Below are 19,951 nucleotides of genomic sequence, written 5' to 3' on the forward strand. Positions count from 1 at the left end.
TTAGCCAAATCACAATACTCTAAACTTGTCTCAGCACAAATAAGAAAAAATAATACTGGTAAGTGATACCACAAATTGTCTCTAAGCGCCACAAATTCATACTAGATTTCGCAAATCTTTAAGCCAAAAAGAAAAAGGACGCAATGCGTCCTTTTTCTTTTTGGCTTAAAGATTGATGGCGACGCTTTGCGCCGCACAAAATGAAAACCGAAGAATAAAAGGGCTGCTCAAAGCGCAGCCCTTTTATTCTAGATTCTGACTAGATCGGGATAGATCGTCAGAACTTCATCGTTAGTGAGGGTGTATTCCTCAGACTGTGGTTCCCATAACACTTCCACAGCTAATAGGTTATCTGTAGGCACAGAGCCAACTACTGATAGCGCCGATTGTAAATCTGCGGAAGAACGCAAAATTGGTAATTTACTTAGAGTTTCACCAGCCACAGCAAGTAAAAGCGTCACCACGATATATTCGCTAGGATCTTCGAGACTGATGCTGCCTTCGCTGGGCAATGTTGCCGCAGTTTTGCCTTGCAGTACCCGACCACCGACATTGCTCAAGACTTCAGCATTGAGTTTGCTGCGCTCAGACATCACCAAACTATTAAATTTTTGTTCAGCAAGGGCAAACTTGGTATTTTCGTTAGCGCTACTTACATAAACCCAATACTCAGGATGACGCATCAGAGCGATCGCTGTTTCGCGGGTGACGGTAGCTAAACCTTCTGATGTTGAGGTGTCCGACTCTAGCGCGAGACGGGTTAATTCTTGTTGCAGCGATCGCGCGGAGGAGAGTAGACCCACTTGGATTTTAGCAACACTAACTTTGCTACCCATGCCAGTAATGCCTTCGCCATTACCATTGCCGCGAAATGCTTGCATAATTGCACCTGCGACAATTACCAGCAACAGGATCGTAAACAGTCCGCCGCCGCCACCACCAAAAAACATGGGTAGGAAGAAAAATCCACCACCACCACTATTGTTGTAATAACTGCTACCGCTATATCCTGAATTGGACGGAGCAGAACGACTGGGGGCAGATTTGAATGAGCTACCACCAATGCGACCACCTGAACGTTTGGCAAAAGCCTCATGGGCATTACCAAAGATAGTCATCGCCACTAGTGAAATGGCTACTAGAGATCGCGTCCAGGCTTTGACGTGAGTTTTAACTTTTTTCATAAATTCGGGGCTAAAAAACTTCATAGGTAAAAGGCTATTGCTCAAAGAATTGCTATAGATGTTCTAGATCAATTCTAACCTAGCCAAGATCTGCTACATGGATTGGTCAGCACCTGCGGCAGTTGCTAACCAATCCATTACCCGATCGCCTAGTGATACGCCATCAAGGCGATCAATTTCGCGCACACCTGTGGGGCTAGTGACATTGACTTCAGTTAGGTAGCCGCCGATAACATCGATACCCACAAACATTAAGCCATCACGCTTTAGGGTTGGTGCAAGTTGAATGCATATTTCCCGTTCGCGATCGGTAATATTGACCTGAACAGCACTGCCACCTGCTGCCATATTGCCACGAAATTCTCCTGTTTGGGGAACGCGATTAACTGCGCCAATTGGTGCTCCATCTAGCAAAATAATCCGCTTGTCACCCTTTTGTGCGTCGGGTAGATATTCCTGCACCATTACGGGAGTTTTGCCAATATTAGTGCTGATTTCGATGAGGGAGTTGATATTGCGATCGCCTACTTCCAAAAACAAAATCCCCTCGCCACCCTTGCCGCCCAGTGGTTTCATAACTGCCTTGCCCTCAGCCGCTACAAATTCGCGAATTGTCCCTTTATCAGCCGTCACAATTGTTTTGGGAATTGCTTTGGTAAATTGTAGTGCGTACATTTTCTCGTTAGCAGCACGAATGCCTTGGGGAGAGTTAAGAACTCTCGTTTTGCTAGCATCCACATAGTCGAGAATATAGGTGGCATAGAGATATTCTGTGGTGACGGGTGGATCGGGACGCATCCACACAAATTGCATAGCTTCTAATGGTTGAAATTTTCCCTCGGCAACTTCATACCAAGGATTTGGGACTTGCCACTTACCATTAACTAGTGGCACAGGATGAATTTTAGTAGGTTGTAAAAAAGCCCAAGCCTTGCCATCTTTGACACTGAGCGTATTCATATTAGTGATAAATACTTCATATCCCTTACGACAAGCTGCTTCCATCAGGGCTACACTGGTGTCATGGGCGGGATCGAGTTTCGCGATCGGATCAATAATAAAGGCAAGTTTCATGGGATTTTATTGATTTTTAGAGCTTTTAACACTCAATCTATCAGTTTTATAATCAAAACCCAAAAGATAAGTGATGGTGCTTCGCGCCATCACTTATCTTTTGGTTTTTGCACTCACAACCAAGAAATTTTTTAAAAGTGTTGCGAAGCAACACTTTTAAAAAATTTCTTGGTTTGGGTTCTATTCATCAATAGTAACTGTGGAAACTAGCCGTAATAATTGGGGGATTTCATCGGTTTCAGGTGCAAATTCCAACTGAGTTTCACGGGTAGGCAAATATCCTGACTCTGCAAAAGAGATTAACATTCTCTGCAACGCAATCCAGACTTCCGATTCAAATTCCCAGTCATAGCGCGAGTTTGCCCGACCTGCGATCGATCTCAAAGCCCAAAAGTAACTATTACGGACGATAGAACCTTGTTTGTTATACTTTGGTACATCATCTCGATGAATAAATAGAACTTCGTTCTCAATCTTAACTCGCATACTCTAGACTTGCCTAAACGTTTATTTGCAAAATTCTTTCCAGTCTTGATGTACTTGCTGACTATAGGTCTTAGCGTATTCCATTAGTTCTGTTTTCCACTTTGTTTTGCTTGCAAAATCAATTAACTGATCAGCGATCGCAGAGCCTTGTCGTCCACTAGTTCGCAAATGTGACCAAGCCACAATCTGCCCTAGCGATCGCATTAATTGCTCAGATTTTGACAACTTGTCATCCCATTTCTCAATCTTCAAATGATCAGTGGGACTTTGTGTAGACTGAAGTTCTCGCAATACAAATGCATCTTTACCAATAGTTACAGAATGCAAAAAAGCAGTTGGCATAGCCTGAAATCGCTTCTGAATGGAAACAATGCGATCGGCTTCATTTTGCCATTTTGGTTGTTCCCAAATAACATAGGGATTTAGAGAAGAAGGAAGAGATTTTTTAAGATCGAGTAGATAATTGCCATCGGGTGAGCCTTTACCTTCTACCAGTAAAACATAGCGCTCAATCCCCAAACTTCCTTTGCCTGCAATACGTTGAGCAACATCTAATAATTTGAAAAATTGAGGATTAGGTTGTTGAGATGCAAAGGATTCTATAAACTTGGTTACCTTCTTCCTTTGTTGTTCAGAAATTGGCTTTGCTTTTTTGTTGTCAATTTTTAGCGATCGCCTTTGTTTATCTTTATCTAAAACTGTACGCTCATCAAGGAGTTCCTTGCGCTGGACTTGAGTCTTGCGAGAAAGCATCGCTTCAATTACTGAAGGAGCCATATCTGCACTCATCCAATAGGCTTTGCCCTCAGCGATCGCCTGAGTATAGGCATTGAGGAACTGATAACCGAGGCTTTCCGCAACTGAAGGCTTAACAGTAAAGGTTTCGGAAGCCACAAAAATACTGGTTAATAACCGCACAATTTCCCAAGTACATGGAGCTAGTACAGCTTCATCAAAATCATTGACATCAAAATAAACTTGGCGATTATCCGCTTTGTAATTGCCAAAATTCTCAACATGGAGATCGCCACAAACCCAGACCAGAGGAGCTTTTTTTAACCAAGATTTAATTGGCAAGTCTTCATAAAACAGATGACAGGTAGCTCGAAAAAAGACAAAGGGATTTTCTTTGTCTGCACGCATTGCCGCATATTTGTTTTTGAGTAGTTCAGGATCTCGTGGTTGACTGAGATTAAAACGCTGAATGCGATCGCGAATATTTCGACTTGCCATAAACATCCCCAAATTAATGTAGTCAACACTTCAGGTTGACTACATTAATTAAACCCCAGTTTGGGTTAATTTCAAACTGGCTCCTAGAAAGGTTTCACAGCGCGAACTCTTTATAAGACCCAAAAAGTAAAAGCCTCGCTTTGCGAGGCTTTTACTTTTTACTGATGTTACGTGGAACTCAGATGATGAATCTCTTGTTGCTAGCACGACAGGGCAACCACGGGGGGATTGCCCCTACTCTAATAATTTAGATTTTTGTAGGGGGGGCTCCGTGCCAGCCCTATACTTAGATGATCGTAGGAATTCTATCCACGTAACATCAGTTTTTAGATTTTAAATTTTTGGAGCTTATAGCAATGTAAATTTTGCTTAGGACATAAAACCCAAAAGATGAGTGGCGGCACGAAGCGCCGCCACTCATCTTTTGGGTTTTGATTTGTCCTAGCTATCTCTTGCACTGCTATATTCTGTAATCACGTTAATTTACTTTACTAAGCCCTGTGTAAACATTTTCATTTACTAATCCCAGCCAAGGATCACTAGCAGGGGTGAGAAATAGCTCATCGTATACTCGACGATTAAGCGCGGTTAAAGTAGCAGTATCACTATTTAGAAACTCACCATTGGCAAACCAATTATGAATCTGTGCGTGAAATACATACTCATTGCGAACAGTATCCTGCGTGATCGCCCGTTCAAAACTATTCACAACTGTGGACATAGAGGCACTTGGGGATAGTTTACGCTGCATAACATTCAGACTACCTTGATCGAGATAGACACGATTCTGATAAAGCCTTGCTAATCTAGCCCAATTGACATCACTAAGCTTGGCAAATGGGGAAGGCGGTGTAACTTCAGCTAGAGGCTCACCAGTAGTACGGCTTAATGTAGGCAATTCAACCATCATCTTTCCCACGGTTAAACGGCTTGCCAGCATTGCACTAGCTTTGGGATCGGTAACAGCCAATGGCAATAATGGTTGGGGCGGTAAACGCAAACGGGTGAGATCTGAGCGCCAATTTTTTTCTAACTTAGCGTAGCGATCGCGATGATATTTAACCAAAACTTCACGTCTCAGGCTTAAATCACCATTAAGATTGTTAACTGAGTTTGCGACTCTCTCTGCATCCTTGAGATTTTCGATAAAGGCTTGGGGACTATATAGCCCTGGAATCGCATCAACTGGACGACCTTCACTGTCCAGAACATAGTGAATGCTATTGCCAGTGAGAGTTTGTTCTAGCTTACGACCATCCCCAAAATCAATCGTTACCTTCGGCACAGGACGCTCTGATTGCCAGTGCAAAATAAAGCGATCGCGCAGCAGTTGTGACACCGCCGCATTAGGATAAAGCGCTGTGCGGAAAAATCGACTATTAGCACAACTCAATTCGTCATTAAGATTGCCCAACAAGCGTAAAGACAAAATCGGCTTACCCGTTTCTTTTGATGCAGTCTTAGCCGCTTCTAAATCTTTGTACCAATACAACTTTGAGGCATCACAGTCCTTCTGCTGGCAAATTGCGTCTAAAGTTGCTCGTAATTGCGGATTATTCGGCAAATCCTTTTGATAGGCTTTCCAAAATGCATCCACACCCTCGTTTTTAAATTCGCGTAACCTCGCGATCGCCTGTTGGGATGTTACTTGGTCTTTGGAAGCCGCTTGCTGCACAAGGCTGTCTAAACTCGGCTGCTCTGAGGCTCTAGCTGCCTGTGGTGAAGAGATGGCAGAAAAGGCGATCGCGCCCAAGCTCAGCAAAGTGAAACATGAATTAGCCAGCGTTGTCTTGACAAGCATTATAAAAATCTCCCTAATCGCATAGGCTTAAATTTACCCCGACAGACGTATTTATAATTCATATTGTTCCTACAAGATGTTTGATAGATCTTTGCCCCACCAAACATTTTGTAGGAACAATCAAAGCTAGCGACAGCCATAATATAGCTGTCGCCAAGTGTATGAGGACATAAAACCCAAGGAGAGAATGGCGGCACTTCGCGCCGCCATTCTCTTCTTGGGTTTTGATTTTGTCCTAACACAATCGACGGTAGCTATAAAATCCATAGCAAAGCAAGTTTTACTTAAACCAAAACCCCAGAAGATGAGTGGCGGTGCTTCGCGCCGCCACTCATCTTCTGGGGTTTTGTCTTGTATTAGCTAATTGTTGCTTTGCTACAAAAGACATAGCAAATTACTAAGTTTGTGTTCTTACATTACTTGCAACGATCCCCGCAAAGATAGACAATGTTTGCATTCAGAAAAAATATGCAAATAAAAAAGCCAAGATAATCCGAAGAATTTATGAAAAACGTACTGGCTATCATTCTGGGCGGCGGACAGGGAAGCCGACTATATCCCCTCACTAAGACCCGTGCTAAACCCGCAGTCCCCGTAGCAGGCAAATATCGATTGATCGACATTCCTGTGAGTAACTGTATTAACTCAGGAATTGAAAAAATCTATATCCTGACGCAGTTTAACTCCGCATCACTTAATCGACACGTCAATCAAGCCTATCGACCTGCATCCTATTCTGATGGCTTTGTGGAAATTCTTGCCGCGCAGCAGACCCCCGATAGTCCAGATTGGTTTCAAGGTACAGCCGACGCTGTTCGTCGTTATGCATGGCTTTTAGAATCTTGGGATGTCAGTGAGTATTTGATTCTATCTGGCGATCATCTGTACAATATGGACTACGAAAAATTCGTCCGACATCACCGCGAAACTGGGGCAGATATTACCCTTTCAGTATTACCTGTTGATCAGAAAAAAGCCTCAGCCTTTGGCTTGCTTAAAACTGATAGTACTGGCAAAGTGATTAACTTCCTAGAAAAGCCTAAAGGTGAAGCTCTAGAGGGAATGCGTGTTGACACCACTAAACTCGGATTGGATCAAGCTTCCGCGATCGCGAACCCTTTCATCGCTTCAATGGGAATCTATGTATTTAACAAGCAGGCTATGTTAAAGCTCCTTAGCGAGAATCCCGAACACACAGATTTTGGTAAAGAAATTATTCCTGATGCAATTCACAATTTGAATGTTCAGGCTTATCTCTATGAAGGATATTGGGAAGATATTGGAACCATTGAGTCTTTCTATCAAGCAAATCTGGAACTAACTCGCCATCCTGCCACTGGTTTTAATTTCTACGAAACCAAAAAGCCAATTTATACTCGCGCTCGTTATTTGCCCCCTAGCAAAGTGCATGATAGCAAAGTCAAGGATTCAATTATTGGCGAAGGATGTATCCTCAACCAGTCCACAATTACTAACTCAGTTGTTGGTATTCGGATGCATATTGAAGCCAATTGCACAATTGAAGACACACTACTGATGGGTTGTGATTTTTATCAACCTGAAGAGGATCGCGCCTCAGATCTCGAAAACAACAAAGTGCCGATGGGCATTGGCGAAAATACGATCATTCGCCATGCAATCATTGATAAGAATGCCCGCATTGGCAAAAATGTGCAAATTATCAACAAGGATCGAGTTCAAGATGTAAATCGTGAAGAACAAGGCTATTGCATCTGTAATGGCATTGTTGTCGTTGTCAAAAATGCTGTTATCCCTGATAACACCATTATTTAAAACAGAAACGGCACAAAGTGCCGTTTCTGTTTTATTAGAACAATAAAAGCCTTGCTTAGCAAGGCTTTTATTGTTTATATAGAAGGCTGGCGCTTGTGCCATTCCGTTGACTGCTCGTAGCCATAGGCAACTTGCAACAACACATCTTCTCTTAAGACATTAGAGATCATTTGCAAGCCAATTGGTAGTCCTTTGGAATCAAATCCACAGGGGATACTAATCCCTGGAAGCCCCGCCAAATTTACAGGAATCGTCATCAAATCAGAGAGATACATTCCCAGTGGATCTTCCGTTTTACTGCCTGCCTTAAAAGCAGTAGTAGGTGCTGTTGGACAAACTAAAACATCAACCTGCTCAAAAGCTTTTTGGAAATCTTGAACGATCAGAGTTCTGACTTTCTGCGCTTTGAGATAATAAGCGTCATAATAACCAGCCGATAGAACATATGTCCCAATCATAATCCGCCGTTTTACTTCCGCTCCAAAGCCTTGTTCGCGAGTATTTTCATACATACTTAGCAAGTTCTCAGCATCCTGATCACGGAAGCCATACTTTACGCCATCGTATCGAGCAAGGTTTGCAGAAGCTTCTGAAGGAGCAATGATGTAATAAGTAGGCAATCCGTAGCGAAATCGAGGACAGGATATTTCATAGACTTCTGCACCCATAGCCTCGAAATGCGCGATCGCTTTTCTGACTGCAACTTCTACTTCACTATCTAAACCTTCGCCAAAGGTTTCAGTAATTACACCAATTTTTTTACCCTTGAGGGACTGTGTTAAATCTGGGGTTAGTAAAGCCGCGTAGTCAGGGACTTCGATGTTAATGCTGGTGGAATCCTTAGGATCGTAACCTGCGATCGCTCCTAAAAATATAGCTGCATCTTCAACAGAGTTTGCAAAGGGACCAATCTGATCGAGGGATGAAGCAAAAGCAACTAGCCCAAATCTAGAAACTAGTCCATAGGTAGGCTTTAATCCCACGACTCCACAATAGGAAGCAGGTTGACGAATTGAGCCACCTGTATCTGAACCCGTAGCGATTACACATTCACCACTAGAGACTGCTGCTGCCGAGCCACCCGATGAGCCACCAGGCACATAATCTTTATTCCAAGGATTAGCTGTGAGGGCGATCGCTGAGTTTTCGGTAGAACTACCCATCGCAAACTCATCGAGGTTAGTTTTGCCTACCATGACAGCACCAGCCGATCTCAATTTCGCCGTAATTGTCGCTTCGTAAGGTGGCACAAAATTTTTCAGCATATTGGAGCCACAAGTGGTAGGCATTCCCTTGACACACATATTGTCTTTCATGCCTAAGGGAATACCTGCTAGTGCTGGTAAATTCTCACCTGCGGCGATCGCGGCATCGATGACTTTGGCTTGGGCGATCGCTACTTCGGGAGTAACTGTCACAAAACTATGTAATTTCGGCTCTAACCGATCAATGCGATCTAAAAACTCTTGAGCAATTTCGGTAGCTGATCGCTCTTTATTGATTAAGGTTTGACGAATTTGGGCGATCGATGACATAAACAAGCTGATGGGTTATTGGGCAGAATCCCAATTATAAAACCAAACTAGCTAATGCTAACGATGGGGTAATTTAACAATTTTCTGGACAAGTGTGGAGAAAGCAAATACAATATATCCGCAAATTAAGGTACGTTCGCACCGTTTGGAGGTCATTATTCCTGAACCGCTAACCCTGACTGTGAGTTTACGAGGCAGCCGCGAAGTCAAGGACACCTATCAATTGATCCGCCTCACAGGTCTTCTAGACGCTTTTTCTGAGCCAGCCTTTAAAAAGGTCATTGGCAAATGCGTCGAAGATGGTCCTACCAACGTGATATTAGATCTGTCAACCATTGATTTTGTCGATAGCTCTGGACTTGGGGTTTTAGTGCAAATGGCAAAAAAAACTCAAACTTTGAGTGGCACTCTCCAAATTATTACCAATGCTAGAGTTACTCAAACTGTCAAATTGGTTCGCCTAGATCAGTTCCTCTCACTACAAACATCAATTGATGAAGCTCTAGCCAAGCTTGACCAGACTAAAAAAAGTTAGTCAAAGTCAATTGCTCCCATGATCAATTAATCTAAAAATTCAACCTAATAACTTAGGCTTAAATCAGATAATTACTTGAGCTAAACTTTGTATTAAGTTTTCGAAAAAATTAAGTGGGGTGAATTTTCTAAATTTGAGTTTTGCTTTGACATGAGATTAATAACTTTAGTGGCTTTGACATTGTCATAGCTTAGTCAAAATCAAATTACAACGCTTTGAGCTTAAACCCAAACTAAGGATTTTAAAAGCGTTGCGAAGCAACGCTTTTAAAAATTTCCTTGTGTTTCTTTTGATAGAAAACTGCTGTATGATGTAGACAAGATAAAATTTATAGACAAGTATGGGCAGGCTCCGTCTGCCCATACTTGTCTGAAATAAATGTAAATGTTGAATGTCTAAACATTTTGTCTACATACAAACTAATTAACCTAAATTATTCTGTAATGGCATTCTTTTGTAATGTCTCTTAGCCCAACAGTTGACAATATTGCTGAGATCCCAGCCTCGGCTCTCGCCTATATAGGAGACGCTGTTTATGAAATGCAAATGCGGTTGCATTATTTACTCCCGCCACGCACCGCAAAACAGTATCACCAACTTGTAGTTAGCCAAGTTAGAGCCGAGCAACAAGCAAAACTTCTCGAAAAAATCGATCTCACAGACTTTGAGTCCGATTTAGTAAGACGTGGACGCAATGCTGCGGGATCTACGCCACGTAAAGTTGATCCCAAGATTTACCAAAGTGCCACAGGATTTGAAGCTTTGATTGGTTATCTTTACTTAACCGATCGCGATCGCCTTGACCAAATTTTCACACAGCTACTTAGCCACATCGATAACCCAGCGCCGCCATGACAACGCAACCCAGACTAAAATCTAAATCTGACAAGAATTCTGACCGAGACGGAGAGAGGAGTTACGAGAAACGCTCCGAAAAGTCCTTTGATAAATATTCCGATAAGAGATCTGATAATCGCTCTGACAGCAGAGCCGATCGCAGCACTGGTAAATATAGCGACAAACGCTCTGATAGCCGATCCGATAGTCGTCCAGAAAAAACTGCGAGATCCTTTGACAAGCCCTACAAATCTGACAAGCCTTACAAGTCGTCAGATAGAAATACAGATAGAAATTTTGATAAGCGCTCCGACAGCCGATCTGACTCTTCTAAATATTCTGGATACGCTGGTAAATCAGACAAGTACTCAGATCGTCGTCCTGAGAAGGATTTTGATAAGCCCTTTGACAAACCCTTTGAAAAGCGCAGTGACTCATCGTCTGAACAGAGGTTTGAGCGAAAGTTTGACAAGCCCATCGGCAAAAAGTTTGGTGACAAATTCGCCGAAAAGAAATTTGGCGATAAAAAGTTTGGCGACAAGAAGTTCGGTGATAAAAAGTTCAGCGACAGAAAGTTTGAACGCGGCGATCGCCCCGAACGTGCTGATCGTAATTTCGGTGATCGTCCTGATCGTGATTTTAGTGATCGTAAATTTGACCGCGATCGCTCTGAGCGCAACTTCAGCGATCGTAAAGTGCCTAACTTTGAGCGTCGCTCTTTACCGCCTGTCTCGCGTAATGTTGATCCCGACGGTGAACTAGGAATTGTGCCACCCGTTCATAATCCTGAAAATCCTGACATTGTGTATGGTCGTCATGCAGTTGAAGCGGTGCTACAAAGCGATCGCAGCATTAATCGAGTTTGGGTAACTACAAGATTGCGTTATGCCCCAGATTTTTTACCACTGATTGACGAAGCTAAGGCTGCGGGAGCAGTCGTCGATGAAGTCGATAATACAAGACTGGATCGCATTACAGACAATGGCAGACACCAAGGTATTGCCGTTCAAGTTTCTGCTTACGAATATGCTGATCTTGATGAGTTGATTGTCAAAGCTAAGGAAAAATCGGCTAATCCTGTCATTGTGATCGCAGACGGTATCACTGATCCCCACAATTTAGGTGCAATTATCCGCAGTGCTGCTGCCCTTGGAGCACAAGCCTTAGTGATTCCACAGCGTCGTGCAGCAGGAATTACAGCCACAGTTGCCAAAGTTGCCGCAGGAACATTAGAAATTTTGCCAGTCGCTCGTGTTGTTAATCTCAATCGCGCCCTTGAAAAAATCAAAGAAGCGGGTTTCTGGGTGTATGGAACAATGGCGGGGACAAGCGAACCTATTCACAAAGCCAAATTTTCAGGGGCGATCGCTCTAGTGATTGGCTCAGAAGATGAGGGACTCAGCCTCTCAGTTCAAAAAAACTGTGACTTTCTTGTTTCTATACCTTTAGATGGAAAAGTGGAAAGCCTTAATGCATCTGTAGCGACAGGAATGGCTCTGTACGAGATTTTCAGACAACGTTGGGTTAATACGTTAAACCTGAACAATTTGTCTTGAAGTCATGTTTTAAGTTATATAAAGATATGAGAGAAAAGATATAGATACATTATTTCACTATTTTTTAATTTAAATTAAAAAGAGCAGACAATCTTGTATCTAGCTATTTCTAAATCCTCGAAACCATTCACTTTAATTCTGTAAAATCATGGGTGGTAATTTGTTTAAGAACATTTTTACATCAATTCTCGAAACATTTAGTTTGGCTGTGTGGATCGAAATTGTTACCGATTCACCTCATTGCACTTATTACTTTGGTCCTTTTATTAGCGAGGCTGAGGCTGAATCTGCCAAAGTCGGTTATATCGAAGATTTGGAAGCAGAAGGTTCTAAGGGACTGGCTATTACAATAAAGCGCTGTAAGCCTGAAAACCTGACTGTTTATGATGATTCGCTGGATTTTAAGTTTGACCGTTTTCTTGTATTTAGCGGTCAATCCTAAAACCACTAAATCTATGAATTAGACTAGGGGCTAAAGCCCCTAATTTTTAGTGAGATAAATACATATATGTTATTTGGACTTGGCAAAAAATTAACACTTCCATCAGCGTCTGAAGCGCTTAAAGGAAGAAATTCGGCAATTCCTACAGCGTCTCACCATTTTGTAAATGGGAATGCATTGAAACCACCTTTTCCCGAAGGTATGGACATGGCTGTTTTTGGTTTGGGCTGTTTTTGGGGAGCAGAGCGTAAGTTTTGGCAACAAAAAGGGGTATATGTAACTGCGGTAGGTTATGCCGCAGGACTAACTCCTAATCCAACCTATGAGGAAGTTTGTTCGGGCATGACAGGACACAATGAAGTTGTGTTGGTCGTGTTCGATCCTAAGGTGATTAGTTATGCTGATTTGCTTAAGGTTTTTTGGGAATCCCATAACCCCACCCAAGGAATGCAGCAGGGTAATGATAAGGGTACGCAGTATCGTTCAGGTATTTATGTGTACAACGATGTCCAACGCAAACTTGCGGAAGATTCGCGAGAAGTTTATCAGGATGCTCTTAAGGATTCAGGAATGAAGCAGGGCATTACGACAGAAATTCGTGATGCTAGTGAATTTTATTATGCTGAGGGCTACCATCAGCAGTATCTCGCCAAAAATCCAGGTGGCTATTGCGGGCTAGGTGGTACTAACGTCTGTTATCCGCCTACTGTTGCAGTTAGCTAAAACCCTAAAAAGCTTCGTAATGCGAGGCTTTTTTTATTTCTGAAGTGCCGTACTCCATGCGGCACTTCATTTTTTTAAAGAGTTTTTATCACCATTTGTGCCAGCTTTGTGGCTGCTCCTGTTTGTCCACATACTTGTTTTAAGCGATCGCGCATTTTATCGAGTTCATCAGGATGATCAAGGTAAAACAAAATTTCCTTGGCAACTTGGGTTGGAGTCAAATTTCCCAAAAATTCAGGCACGATCGCTGTACCTGCCCAAATATTTGGCCAAGCTAACAATTGCCCTTTTCTTTGAATTTGGGCAATTAAGGTGGAATTAATTAAAACCCTGAGAAATTTACCCAAAACAGGCGCAGTAGTCAGTAAACCTATGATTCCGTCCCATCCTACCTTCATATCTACAAAATTAGTGGGCAATAGGACAATCATTGGTTGATTGAGAGCTGCTAGCTCGGCTGTGTTTGCCCCAACGGTCGTGATACAGAGTTGACTGCTTTGGATGAGGGCATGCGCTGGGAACTCACGATGAATCTGAATTGCTGTGCCTTTAGTGGTTACCAAATTCTCATCGATCAAAGTTGCAGTTGCTGCTTCACTATCGGCTGTAGGAAAACTATTTTGAGCATACTGCGCTAGAGTTTCTGGGGTAGTTGTTGGGGCTAAGGCAATTACTAATTCTAAATCAGGACGCTTTTGCTTGAGGATATCGGCGATCGCCACCACTAAAGGCACACCGATCTGTAATTTATGTCCTTTGGACCCCGGCATAAAGCAGATTCGTAAGCTAGATCCAGAATCACTAACTGACTTTGGTTCTACCCGATCAACCATCAAATCTCCGACTAAGATTGCTTTCTGACGAAATTCTGCTGGGATCTTATCGGCGATCGCTTGATTACGCACAGCGAATAAATTTGCCCAGCGATACCATCTCGCCTCCCATTCTGCATAGATTAAAGTTTTGTAACCTAGCCGCTTGGCGATCGCGATCGTAAAAAACTGATCGCCACCTAAAAAAATTACAATTCCTTGCTTTGCCCATTCCCAGTTAGGAGTTCTGCCCCACAGCAAAAAATCAAAAAACTGCTCCTGCGGCAATACCCGCTCAACATTAGGAAAGCTTTGGGCGAGTTGTGACTCTCTCCCACTGGCGTTCTGACAAGGTGAGAGGGCGATCGAGATACGGATTTTAGCTGAGGTCTCAGATGTTCGCTGTTGCTCGATCTCCAAAGCCTTGAGAAAAGGATATACCCATGTCGTTAACTCCCCAGGTCCATTCGACAGAATTAAAATATCTGTGAAAATATTGGCAGGTTGAGGATTGTTAATCATAGTTAATAAACTTGGCTAATAAACTTGTAAGAGTAGATAGAGAAATTCGTACCCTCTCTACTTTATGGGTTGATTGCTAGAAATTAGAATGGCGGGATCGAATTCACGATAAAATTATGCACTCATGATCGAGTTAAATTAAAAGCTAGTAACGAAGCTTTTACCCCAATTTTTTACTCAAGTTTTTTATAAGCGTCACGCATGTGGATTTAAGTAGTTTATTTGATACACCAAAACCCGTGATCGGGGTCATTCATCTTTTGCCGTTGCCTACTTCGCCGCGTTGGGGGAGCAGCCTTAAAGAGGTCATTGATCGAGCCGAACAGGAAGCAACTGCCCTTGCTGCAGGCGGAGTGCATGGAATTATCGTAGAGAATTTTTTTGATGCTCCGTTTACCAAAGAGCGTGTTGATCCTGCGGTGGTCAGTTCCATGAGTCTGATTGTGCATCGTGTCAAGCAGATGGTAGGCATTCCCGTTGGCATTAATGTGTTACGGAATGATGGTCATAGTGCTTTAGCGATCGCTTCCTGTGTCGGTGCAAAGTTTATTCGCGTCAATGTCCTCATGGGCGTAATGGCAACGGATCAAGGCATTATCGAAGGGGATGCTTATAAGCTCCTCAGATATCGCCGTGAACTAGGATCAGATGTGAAAATTTTTGCTGATGTTTTGGTAAAACATGCTCAGCCTATTTCGGTTCCGCAGATTGCTGCCGCAGTTCACGATACTGTCCATCGCGGACTTGCTGATGCCGTAATTTTGTCGGGATGGGCGACAGGACATGCTCCAACATCTGAGGATCTCAAAGAGGCAAAAATTGCTTGTGGTGATACACCTCTGTTGGTGGGATCTGGTGCAACATGGGATAACGTACCGCAGTTGATGGAATATGCTGATGGTGTAATTGTCTCTAGCTCACTCAAGCGTAATGGTCAGATTCAACAGGCGATTGATCCAATCAGAGTCAGTCGTTTTGTCGATGCGGTAAGGCTAGACATTGCTAATAAAAAAAATAAGCATATTGCTGAAGAAGAAATACGCCGATCGCCACCAGTATCGATTGGATAAAATAAAGACTAGAGGTGCATAGCGCCTCTAGTTATACCAAAACATAAAATAGCTACGCCATTTTGTGTTTTGAAAAGCTTTACTGGGTTTGGTTTTTAATTCACAAAAGTGTCTTCACACTATTGTGGATTGGTATTATAAATCTATTAGCAGGTAGGTAAAAAATTGTCAGGAACAGCTACAAGAAAACGATCTGAGCCTTGGTTGCATCGGTGGTCGCGCCCTGCGATCGTCGCTTTGACCCTATTTGGCTTTTCTCTAACAACTTATTTGACCGTAACTCACTTCTTTGGTCAAAAAGTCGCCCTATGTGATGTTCAAGGCAGCGGCTGTGATTTAGTACTGAGCAGTGAGTATGCCAAGATTTTTGGAATCCCACTAACAATTTTTGGCGCTTTAGGCTATCTCACTTTGGGGCTTTTGGCAGGGTTGCCACTGATCTTAAAGAAAGATGATCCCAAGGCGCAAGCGCAACTCAAGGAATTAGCCAACTTCTTGATGTTCATGGTTTCTTCGGCAACATTTGTGTTTAGTGGATACCTGATGTATCTACTTGCTTCAGGCAGCATCGGTGGACAGCCTCAGGTCTGCCTCTATTGCATTTCCTCAGCCGCTACCATGACCGCCATTTGGGTGTTAACAGTATTTGGAAATACTTGGAAAGATGTTGGCAATCTCTTCTTTACAGGTGCGATCGTGGCGATCGTCACTCTAACTGCAACTCTTGGTATTTACTCGAATCAAGCTAAACTAGCAGCTCAGAGTAACTCGTTTGCAGGACGGCTAGCCTTACACTTAACCGCAACTAATGCCAAAATGTATGGTGCCTATTGGTGTTCACATTGTGAAAACCAAAAGAGAAAATTTGGCGAAGCTCAAAAGCTAATTCCCTATGTTGAGTGTGATGCGAAAGGTGTCAATCCACAAACTGCCCTATGTCAACAAAAAGGCATTAAGGGCTTTCCCACTTGGGAGATTAATGGCAAAATGCTTTCAGGTGAACGAAGTTTAGAAGAATTAGCAAATGCGTCTGGCTATACAGGTGCTCGTAACTAAAAAAAGAGAGTGCATTGCACTCTCTTTTTTTATAATCTCCAATAAGTTGCCCGTTCTTTGAGCCAGCCATTTTTTCGCCATTTTTCGACAATATCAAAGACCCGATCGCGTAAATCTAAATGTTGCAACCCACGCGGTAAGGCAATCCCTAAACTATGTACGGCAAGGGGTTGTCCAATAATTTCAAAATCAGGATGCTCCTTAAGCCATTGGGTGAGACTAGTGAGATCGCCCACAAAAGCTTTGACTTTTCCCGATTGTAAAGCCTCTAAACCATCTGCATAGGAACTTGCGCCAATGATCGCCGCCTTGGGAAATTGAGATTGAATCACTGCGATCGCTGCCGAATTTTTGAGTACACCAATTGCCAAAGGGAGATTTAGTTCTTGAGAGGTTGTGCCACGCTTGGCAATAGCGATCGTGCTATCGGTGTAGTAGGGCAAAGAAAAATCAACTAGACGTGAACGGTTATTGGTGACTGTGATTTGGGCGATCACCACATCAACCTGATTATTTTGCAATGCTGTTAGGCGATCGCGATTTTTTAATGGCACTAGTTCAACTGGAAAATTTAGCTCTTTTGCCAACTCACGGGCAATATCAATTTCCAGTCCTGATAAGTTACCGTTGCGATCGCGAAATCCTAGAGGCGGCAAATTATCTTTGATCCCGATAATTAATTTGCCACGTTTTTTGATTTTATCGAGAGTATTTATTTCTGGAGTGACGGCTGAATTCACTTCTGCGGCGATCGCCCCAGGATCTGGCTGAAGCAACTTAAGATAATTTCCCCCAGCGAATACGATGATCGTTGCGATCATTGTTAGGACAAAGGTATTACTTTGAGCTTTTCTCACATAACCTCCTTAAAATCTCAAAAACCAAAAAAATAAAAAAGCGGCGCAATGCGCCGCTTTTTTATTTTTTTGGTTTATACAACAGCTTTTGCTTTTTCTACGATCGCAGTAAATGCTTGTGGATCGAGAATGGCAATCTGAGAAAGCATCTTACGATTGATGTCGATATTTGCTTTTTTGAGTAGCCCTGCAAATTTGCTATAGCTCAAACCCTGTTGGCGAGCCGCAGCATTAATGCGGGTAATCCAGAGGCTACGGAAATCGCGCTTCTTCTTGCGGCGATCGCGGTAGGCATTACGTAGAGCTTTCATTACCTGCTGGTTAGCAGTGCGGAACAGCTTAGAGTGCGATCCGCGAAAGCCCTTGGCTAATTTCAGTACTTTGTTGCGGCGCTTTCTAGCTACGTTACCGCGTTTTACTCTCGTCATGGCTTCGTTATTATCGTGATTTTGTTTTATTATTTGATTTTTTACAGGGTGCTTGCACCCTGTAAAAAGCTCTTAGGCGTAAGGCATCATTGCGCTTACTCTGTCATTATCAGTCTCATCAACTATAGCCATTTGACCCAATCTGCTCTTACGAACAGTGGGCTTATGCTCTAGTAGGTGATTGCGACCAGCGTGGCGGCGAGCAAACTTGCCGCTACCCGTTACCTTGAATCGCTTGGCGGCAGATTTACGAGTTTTGAGCTTAGGCACTTCTTTCTAGTCCAAATTTTTGACCTTTACGAGTGTACCATAAGGTAATGCAACATATCGCATTTAGGATGAAATTCAAATAATTATCATTTCAAAGCCGATTTAAAATTTTCTGTTACGTAGCAGGTACAGAAAATCCTAAAATCGGTTTCAGTCGAACTCTATGGCACAACCTGCTCTTACAACTTAAGTATGGAATCTAGTTCAGAAATTAAGACCAAACGCCGTGTGTTTATCAGTACGGGGGAAGTTTCAGGCGACTGGCATGGGGCAATTTTGATTGAGGCTCTACGTGAACGAGCCGCTCTTAGAAATGTTGAATTAGAGATCGTCGGACTTGGTGGCGATCGCATGGCAGCAACAGGTGCAAAAATCCTCGGCAATACAGTTGGGATTGGTTCCATAGGTGCAGTGGAAGCTCTGCCCTATATTTTGCCCACGATCAAGGTACAGCGAGATGCTAAAAAATGGTTGAAGACTTCTCCTCCCGATGTGGCGGTCTTAATTGATTACATGATGCCCAATCAAGGAATTGGCTATTATGCCAAGCGTACTTTAAAGATTCCTGTCATCTATTACATCGCGCCACAAGAATGGGTCTGGTCTTTTAATGACAAAAACACCAAAGCGATCGCCGCTTTTACCGACAAGCTATTAGCGATTTTCCCTCAAGAAGCTGTTTATTACGAGAAGCAGGGTACAAATGTGCAATGGGTCGGACATCCCTTTGTAGACCTGATGGCAAATATACCTGATCGCATGTCAGCACGTAAGCAACTGGGTATTGCTGAAGATGACTTGGTAGTAACGCTGCTTCCCGCTTCACGTACCCAAGAACTGCGATCGGTGATGCCGATTATTCTTGCCGCCGCTAAAATCATTCAAACTAAGCTACCCCATGTCAAGTTTTGGCTGCCACTTTCCTTAGAGCGCTATCGCCCCGAAGTTGAGAAGTTGCTGAAGGAATATGACATCAAAGCTACGATTATTTCGGCTCAATCACAAATCGCGATTAGTGCTGCTGACTTGGTCTTGAGCAAGTCTGGAACAGTAAATCTAGAGACGGCTCTTCTCAATGTGCCACAGGTAATTTTATATCGAGTCAGTGCGATTACCGCTTGGATTGCCCGCAATATTATCAAGCTTCAATTGCCATTTATTTCACCAGTCAATTTGGTAAATATGGAATCGGTTGTACCTGAGTTTGTACAGAACGAAGCGATTCCTGAAGCGATCGCTGAATCTGCTTTAGAACTACTAATCAATCCTCAAGCAAGGCAAACTATGCTTGATGGATACATCAGAGTAAAGAACAGTTTGGGAGAGAAAGGAGCGATTAACCGCGTTGCTGATTCGATTCTTGATTATCTATAAATCTACTCTTGTCACTGAATAATTAGGGGATGTGCCACACATCCCCTAATTATTCAGTAGATGATCATTTCTACGACTATTCTATTTGATTCTTAATCTTTTCTAAGATACGGAATACTTCGACTAAGTTTTACATAAAGCCCAAAAGATGAGTGGCAGCGCTTCGCGCTACCACTCATCTTTTGGGCTTTATGTTTTAAGCAAAACTTACATTGCTATATAAGTAGCTAGACATAAGTAAACTAAAAACCGAGAAGTTTGTTCCGCCCGCGTAGCGGGCGGAACAAACTCTGGTTTTGGGTTTTAATTAAGTTGAGCTACTTAATATCTAAATCAACATCTAAAGTGCGATGATATATAAG

General features: G+C 42.8%; 19 protein-coding genes. 9 read left to right on the forward strand and 10 right to left on the reverse strand.

Annotated elements, in window-relative coordinates; all coding sequences use genetic code 11:
* Nucleotides 1-248: 248 nt before the first annotated feature.
* The 5 genes from ABM313_RS01800 to ABM313_RS01820 all read right to left on the reverse strand — a co-directional run bounded on the left by ABM313_RS01800 (nucleotide 249) and on the right by ABM313_RS01820 (nucleotide 5,778).
* Nucleotides 249-1,184: a DUF1517 domain-containing protein gene (locus ABM313_RS01800; RefSeq protein ID WP_434685994.1), complete on the reverse strand. Its 936-nt coding sequence runs from the start codon at nucleotides 1,182-1,184 to the stop codon at nucleotides 249-251.
* A 93-nt stretch (nucleotides 1,185-1,277) separates the two neighbouring features.
* Nucleotides 1,278-2,258 (reverse strand): glutathione synthase, encoded by a 981-nt coding sequence (gshB, locus tag ABM313_RS01805; protein WP_434685995.1) that lies wholly within the window; start codon nucleotides 2,256-2,258, stop codon nucleotides 1,278-1,280.
* Nucleotides 2,259-2,438: 180 nt separating this feature from the next.
* A complete protein-coding gene (locus ABM313_RS01810; RefSeq protein ID WP_434685996.1) occupies nucleotides 2,439-2,744 on the reverse strand; it encodes a hypothetical protein in 306 nt (101 codons plus the stop codon).
* Nucleotides 2,745-2,765: 21 nt separating this feature from the next.
* Nucleotides 2,766-3,977 (reverse strand): DUF2252 domain-containing protein, encoded by a 1,212-nt coding sequence (locus ABM313_RS01815; protein ID WP_434685997.1) that lies wholly within the window; start codon nucleotides 3,975-3,977, stop codon nucleotides 2,766-2,768.
* A gap of 478 nt (nucleotides 3,978-4,455) precedes the next feature.
* Nucleotides 4,456-5,778 (reverse strand): hypothetical protein, encoded by a 1,323-nt coding sequence (locus ABM313_RS01820; RefSeq protein ID WP_434685998.1) that lies wholly within the window; start codon nucleotides 5,776-5,778, stop codon nucleotides 4,456-4,458.
* A 504-nt stretch (nucleotides 5,779-6,282) separates the two neighbouring features.
* On the opposite strand from ABM313_RS01820, the gene ABM313_RS01825 reads away from it, so the two are divergent.
* Nucleotides 6,283-7,572, forward strand: a complete 1,290-nt coding sequence (locus tag ABM313_RS01825) for a glucose-1-phosphate adenylyltransferase (protein ID WP_434685999.1) — start codon at nucleotides 6,283-6,285, stop codon at nucleotides 7,570-7,572.
* A 74-nt stretch (nucleotides 7,573-7,646) separates the two neighbouring features.
* Here the strand turns inward: ABM313_RS01825 and gatA are convergent, their stop codons facing one another.
* Nucleotides 7,647-9,107, reverse strand: a complete 1,461-nt coding sequence (gene gatA, locus ABM313_RS01830) for an Asp-tRNA(Asn)/Glu-tRNA(Gln) amidotransferase subunit GatA (protein WP_434686000.1) — start codon at nucleotides 9,105-9,107, stop codon at nucleotides 7,647-7,649.
* Nucleotides 9,108-9,231: 124 nt separating this feature from the next.
* On the opposite strand from gatA, the gene ABM313_RS01835 reads away from it, so the two are divergent.
* The 5 genes from ABM313_RS01835 (at nucleotide 9,232) to msrA (ending at nucleotide 13,200) form a co-directional block, all read left to right on the forward strand.
* Nucleotides 9,232-9,642, forward strand: a complete 411-nt coding sequence (locus ABM313_RS01835; protein WP_094533200.1) for an STAS domain-containing protein — start codon at nucleotides 9,232-9,234, stop codon at nucleotides 9,640-9,642.
* A gap of 459 nt (nucleotides 9,643-10,101) precedes the next feature.
* Nucleotides 10,102-10,497, forward strand: coding sequence for a Mini-ribonuclease 3 (locus ABM313_RS01840; protein ID WP_434686001.1), 396 nt, complete (start codon nucleotides 10,102-10,104; stop codon nucleotides 10,495-10,497).
* On the forward strand, nucleotides 10,494-12,035 hold the full coding sequence (gene rlmB / locus ABM313_RS01845; RefSeq protein ID WP_434686002.1) for a 23S rRNA (guanosine(2251)-2'-O)-methyltransferase RlmB: 1,542 nt from the start codon (nucleotides 10,494-10,496) through the stop codon (nucleotides 12,033-12,035). Before ABM313_RS01840 ends, rlmB begins: the two co-directional genes overlap by 4 nt.
* Before the next feature lie 148 nt (nucleotides 12,036-12,183).
* A complete protein-coding gene (locus ABM313_RS01850) occupies nucleotides 12,184-12,477 on the forward strand; it encodes a DUF1816 domain-containing protein (protein WP_434686003.1) in 294 nt (97 codons plus the stop codon).
* Between the two features lie 66 nt (nucleotides 12,478-12,543).
* Nucleotides 12,544-13,200, forward strand: a complete 657-nt coding sequence (gene msrA / locus ABM313_RS01855; protein WP_434686004.1) for a peptide-methionine (S)-S-oxide reductase MsrA — start codon at nucleotides 12,544-12,546, stop codon at nucleotides 13,198-13,200.
* 74 nt (nucleotides 13,201-13,274) lie between these two features.
* On the opposite strand, the gene ABM313_RS01860 is transcribed toward msrA, so the two are convergent.
* Complete coding sequence (locus ABM313_RS01860) at nucleotides 13,275-14,534, reverse strand: lipid-A-disaccharide synthase (RefSeq protein ID WP_434686005.1); 1,260 nt, start codon at nucleotides 14,532-14,534, stop codon at nucleotides 13,275-13,277.
* Between the two features lie 203 nt (nucleotides 14,535-14,737).
* Between ABM313_RS01860 and btpA the strand changes: the two genes are divergently transcribed.
* Together btpA and ABM313_RS01870 are read left to right on the forward strand one after the other, a co-directional pair.
* On the forward strand, nucleotides 14,738-15,604 hold the full coding sequence (gene btpA / locus ABM313_RS01865; RefSeq protein ID WP_434686006.1) for a photosystem I biogenesis protein BtpA: 867 nt from the start codon (nucleotides 14,738-14,740) through the stop codon (nucleotides 15,602-15,604).
* Between the two features lie 165 nt (nucleotides 15,605-15,769).
* Entirely contained in the window at nucleotides 15,770-16,660 is an 891-nt protein-coding gene (locus ABM313_RS01870) for a vitamin K epoxide reductase family protein (RefSeq protein WP_434686007.1), read from the forward strand.
* Nucleotides 16,661-16,689: 29 nt separating this feature from the next.
* Here ABM313_RS01870 and ABM313_RS01875 read toward each other — a convergent pair whose 3' ends face one another.
* The 3 genes from ABM313_RS01875 to rpmI form a co-directional block, all read right to left on the reverse strand.
* Entirely contained in the window at nucleotides 16,690-17,517 is an 828-nt protein-coding gene (locus ABM313_RS01875) for a transporter substrate-binding domain-containing protein (protein ID WP_434686008.1), read from the reverse strand.
* 74 nt (nucleotides 17,518-17,591) lie between these two features.
* Nucleotides 17,592-17,945, reverse strand: a complete 354-nt coding sequence (rplT, locus tag ABM313_RS01880; RefSeq protein ID WP_094533164.1) for a 50S ribosomal protein L20 — start codon at nucleotides 17,943-17,945, stop codon at nucleotides 17,592-17,594.
* Between the two features lie 72 nt (nucleotides 17,946-18,017).
* Nucleotides 18,018-18,215: a 50S ribosomal protein L35 gene (gene rpmI, locus ABM313_RS01885; protein WP_009625755.1), complete on the reverse strand. Its 198-nt coding sequence runs from the start codon at nucleotides 18,213-18,215 to the stop codon at nucleotides 18,018-18,020.
* Between the two features lie 192 nt (nucleotides 18,216-18,407).
* On the opposite strand from rpmI, the gene lpxB reads away from it, so the two are divergent.
* Nucleotides 18,408-19,589 (forward strand): lipid-A-disaccharide synthase, encoded by a 1,182-nt coding sequence (lpxB, locus tag ABM313_RS01890; protein WP_434686009.1) that lies wholly within the window; start codon nucleotides 18,408-18,410, stop codon nucleotides 19,587-19,589.
* Nucleotides 19,590-19,951: the final 362 nt, after the last annotated feature.

This window comes from Pseudanabaena minima str. Chao 2107 (assembly GCF_051131155.1).
Lineage (GTDB): Bacteria > Cyanobacteriota > Cyanobacteriia > Pseudanabaenales > Pseudanabaenaceae > Pseudanabaena > Pseudanabaena minima.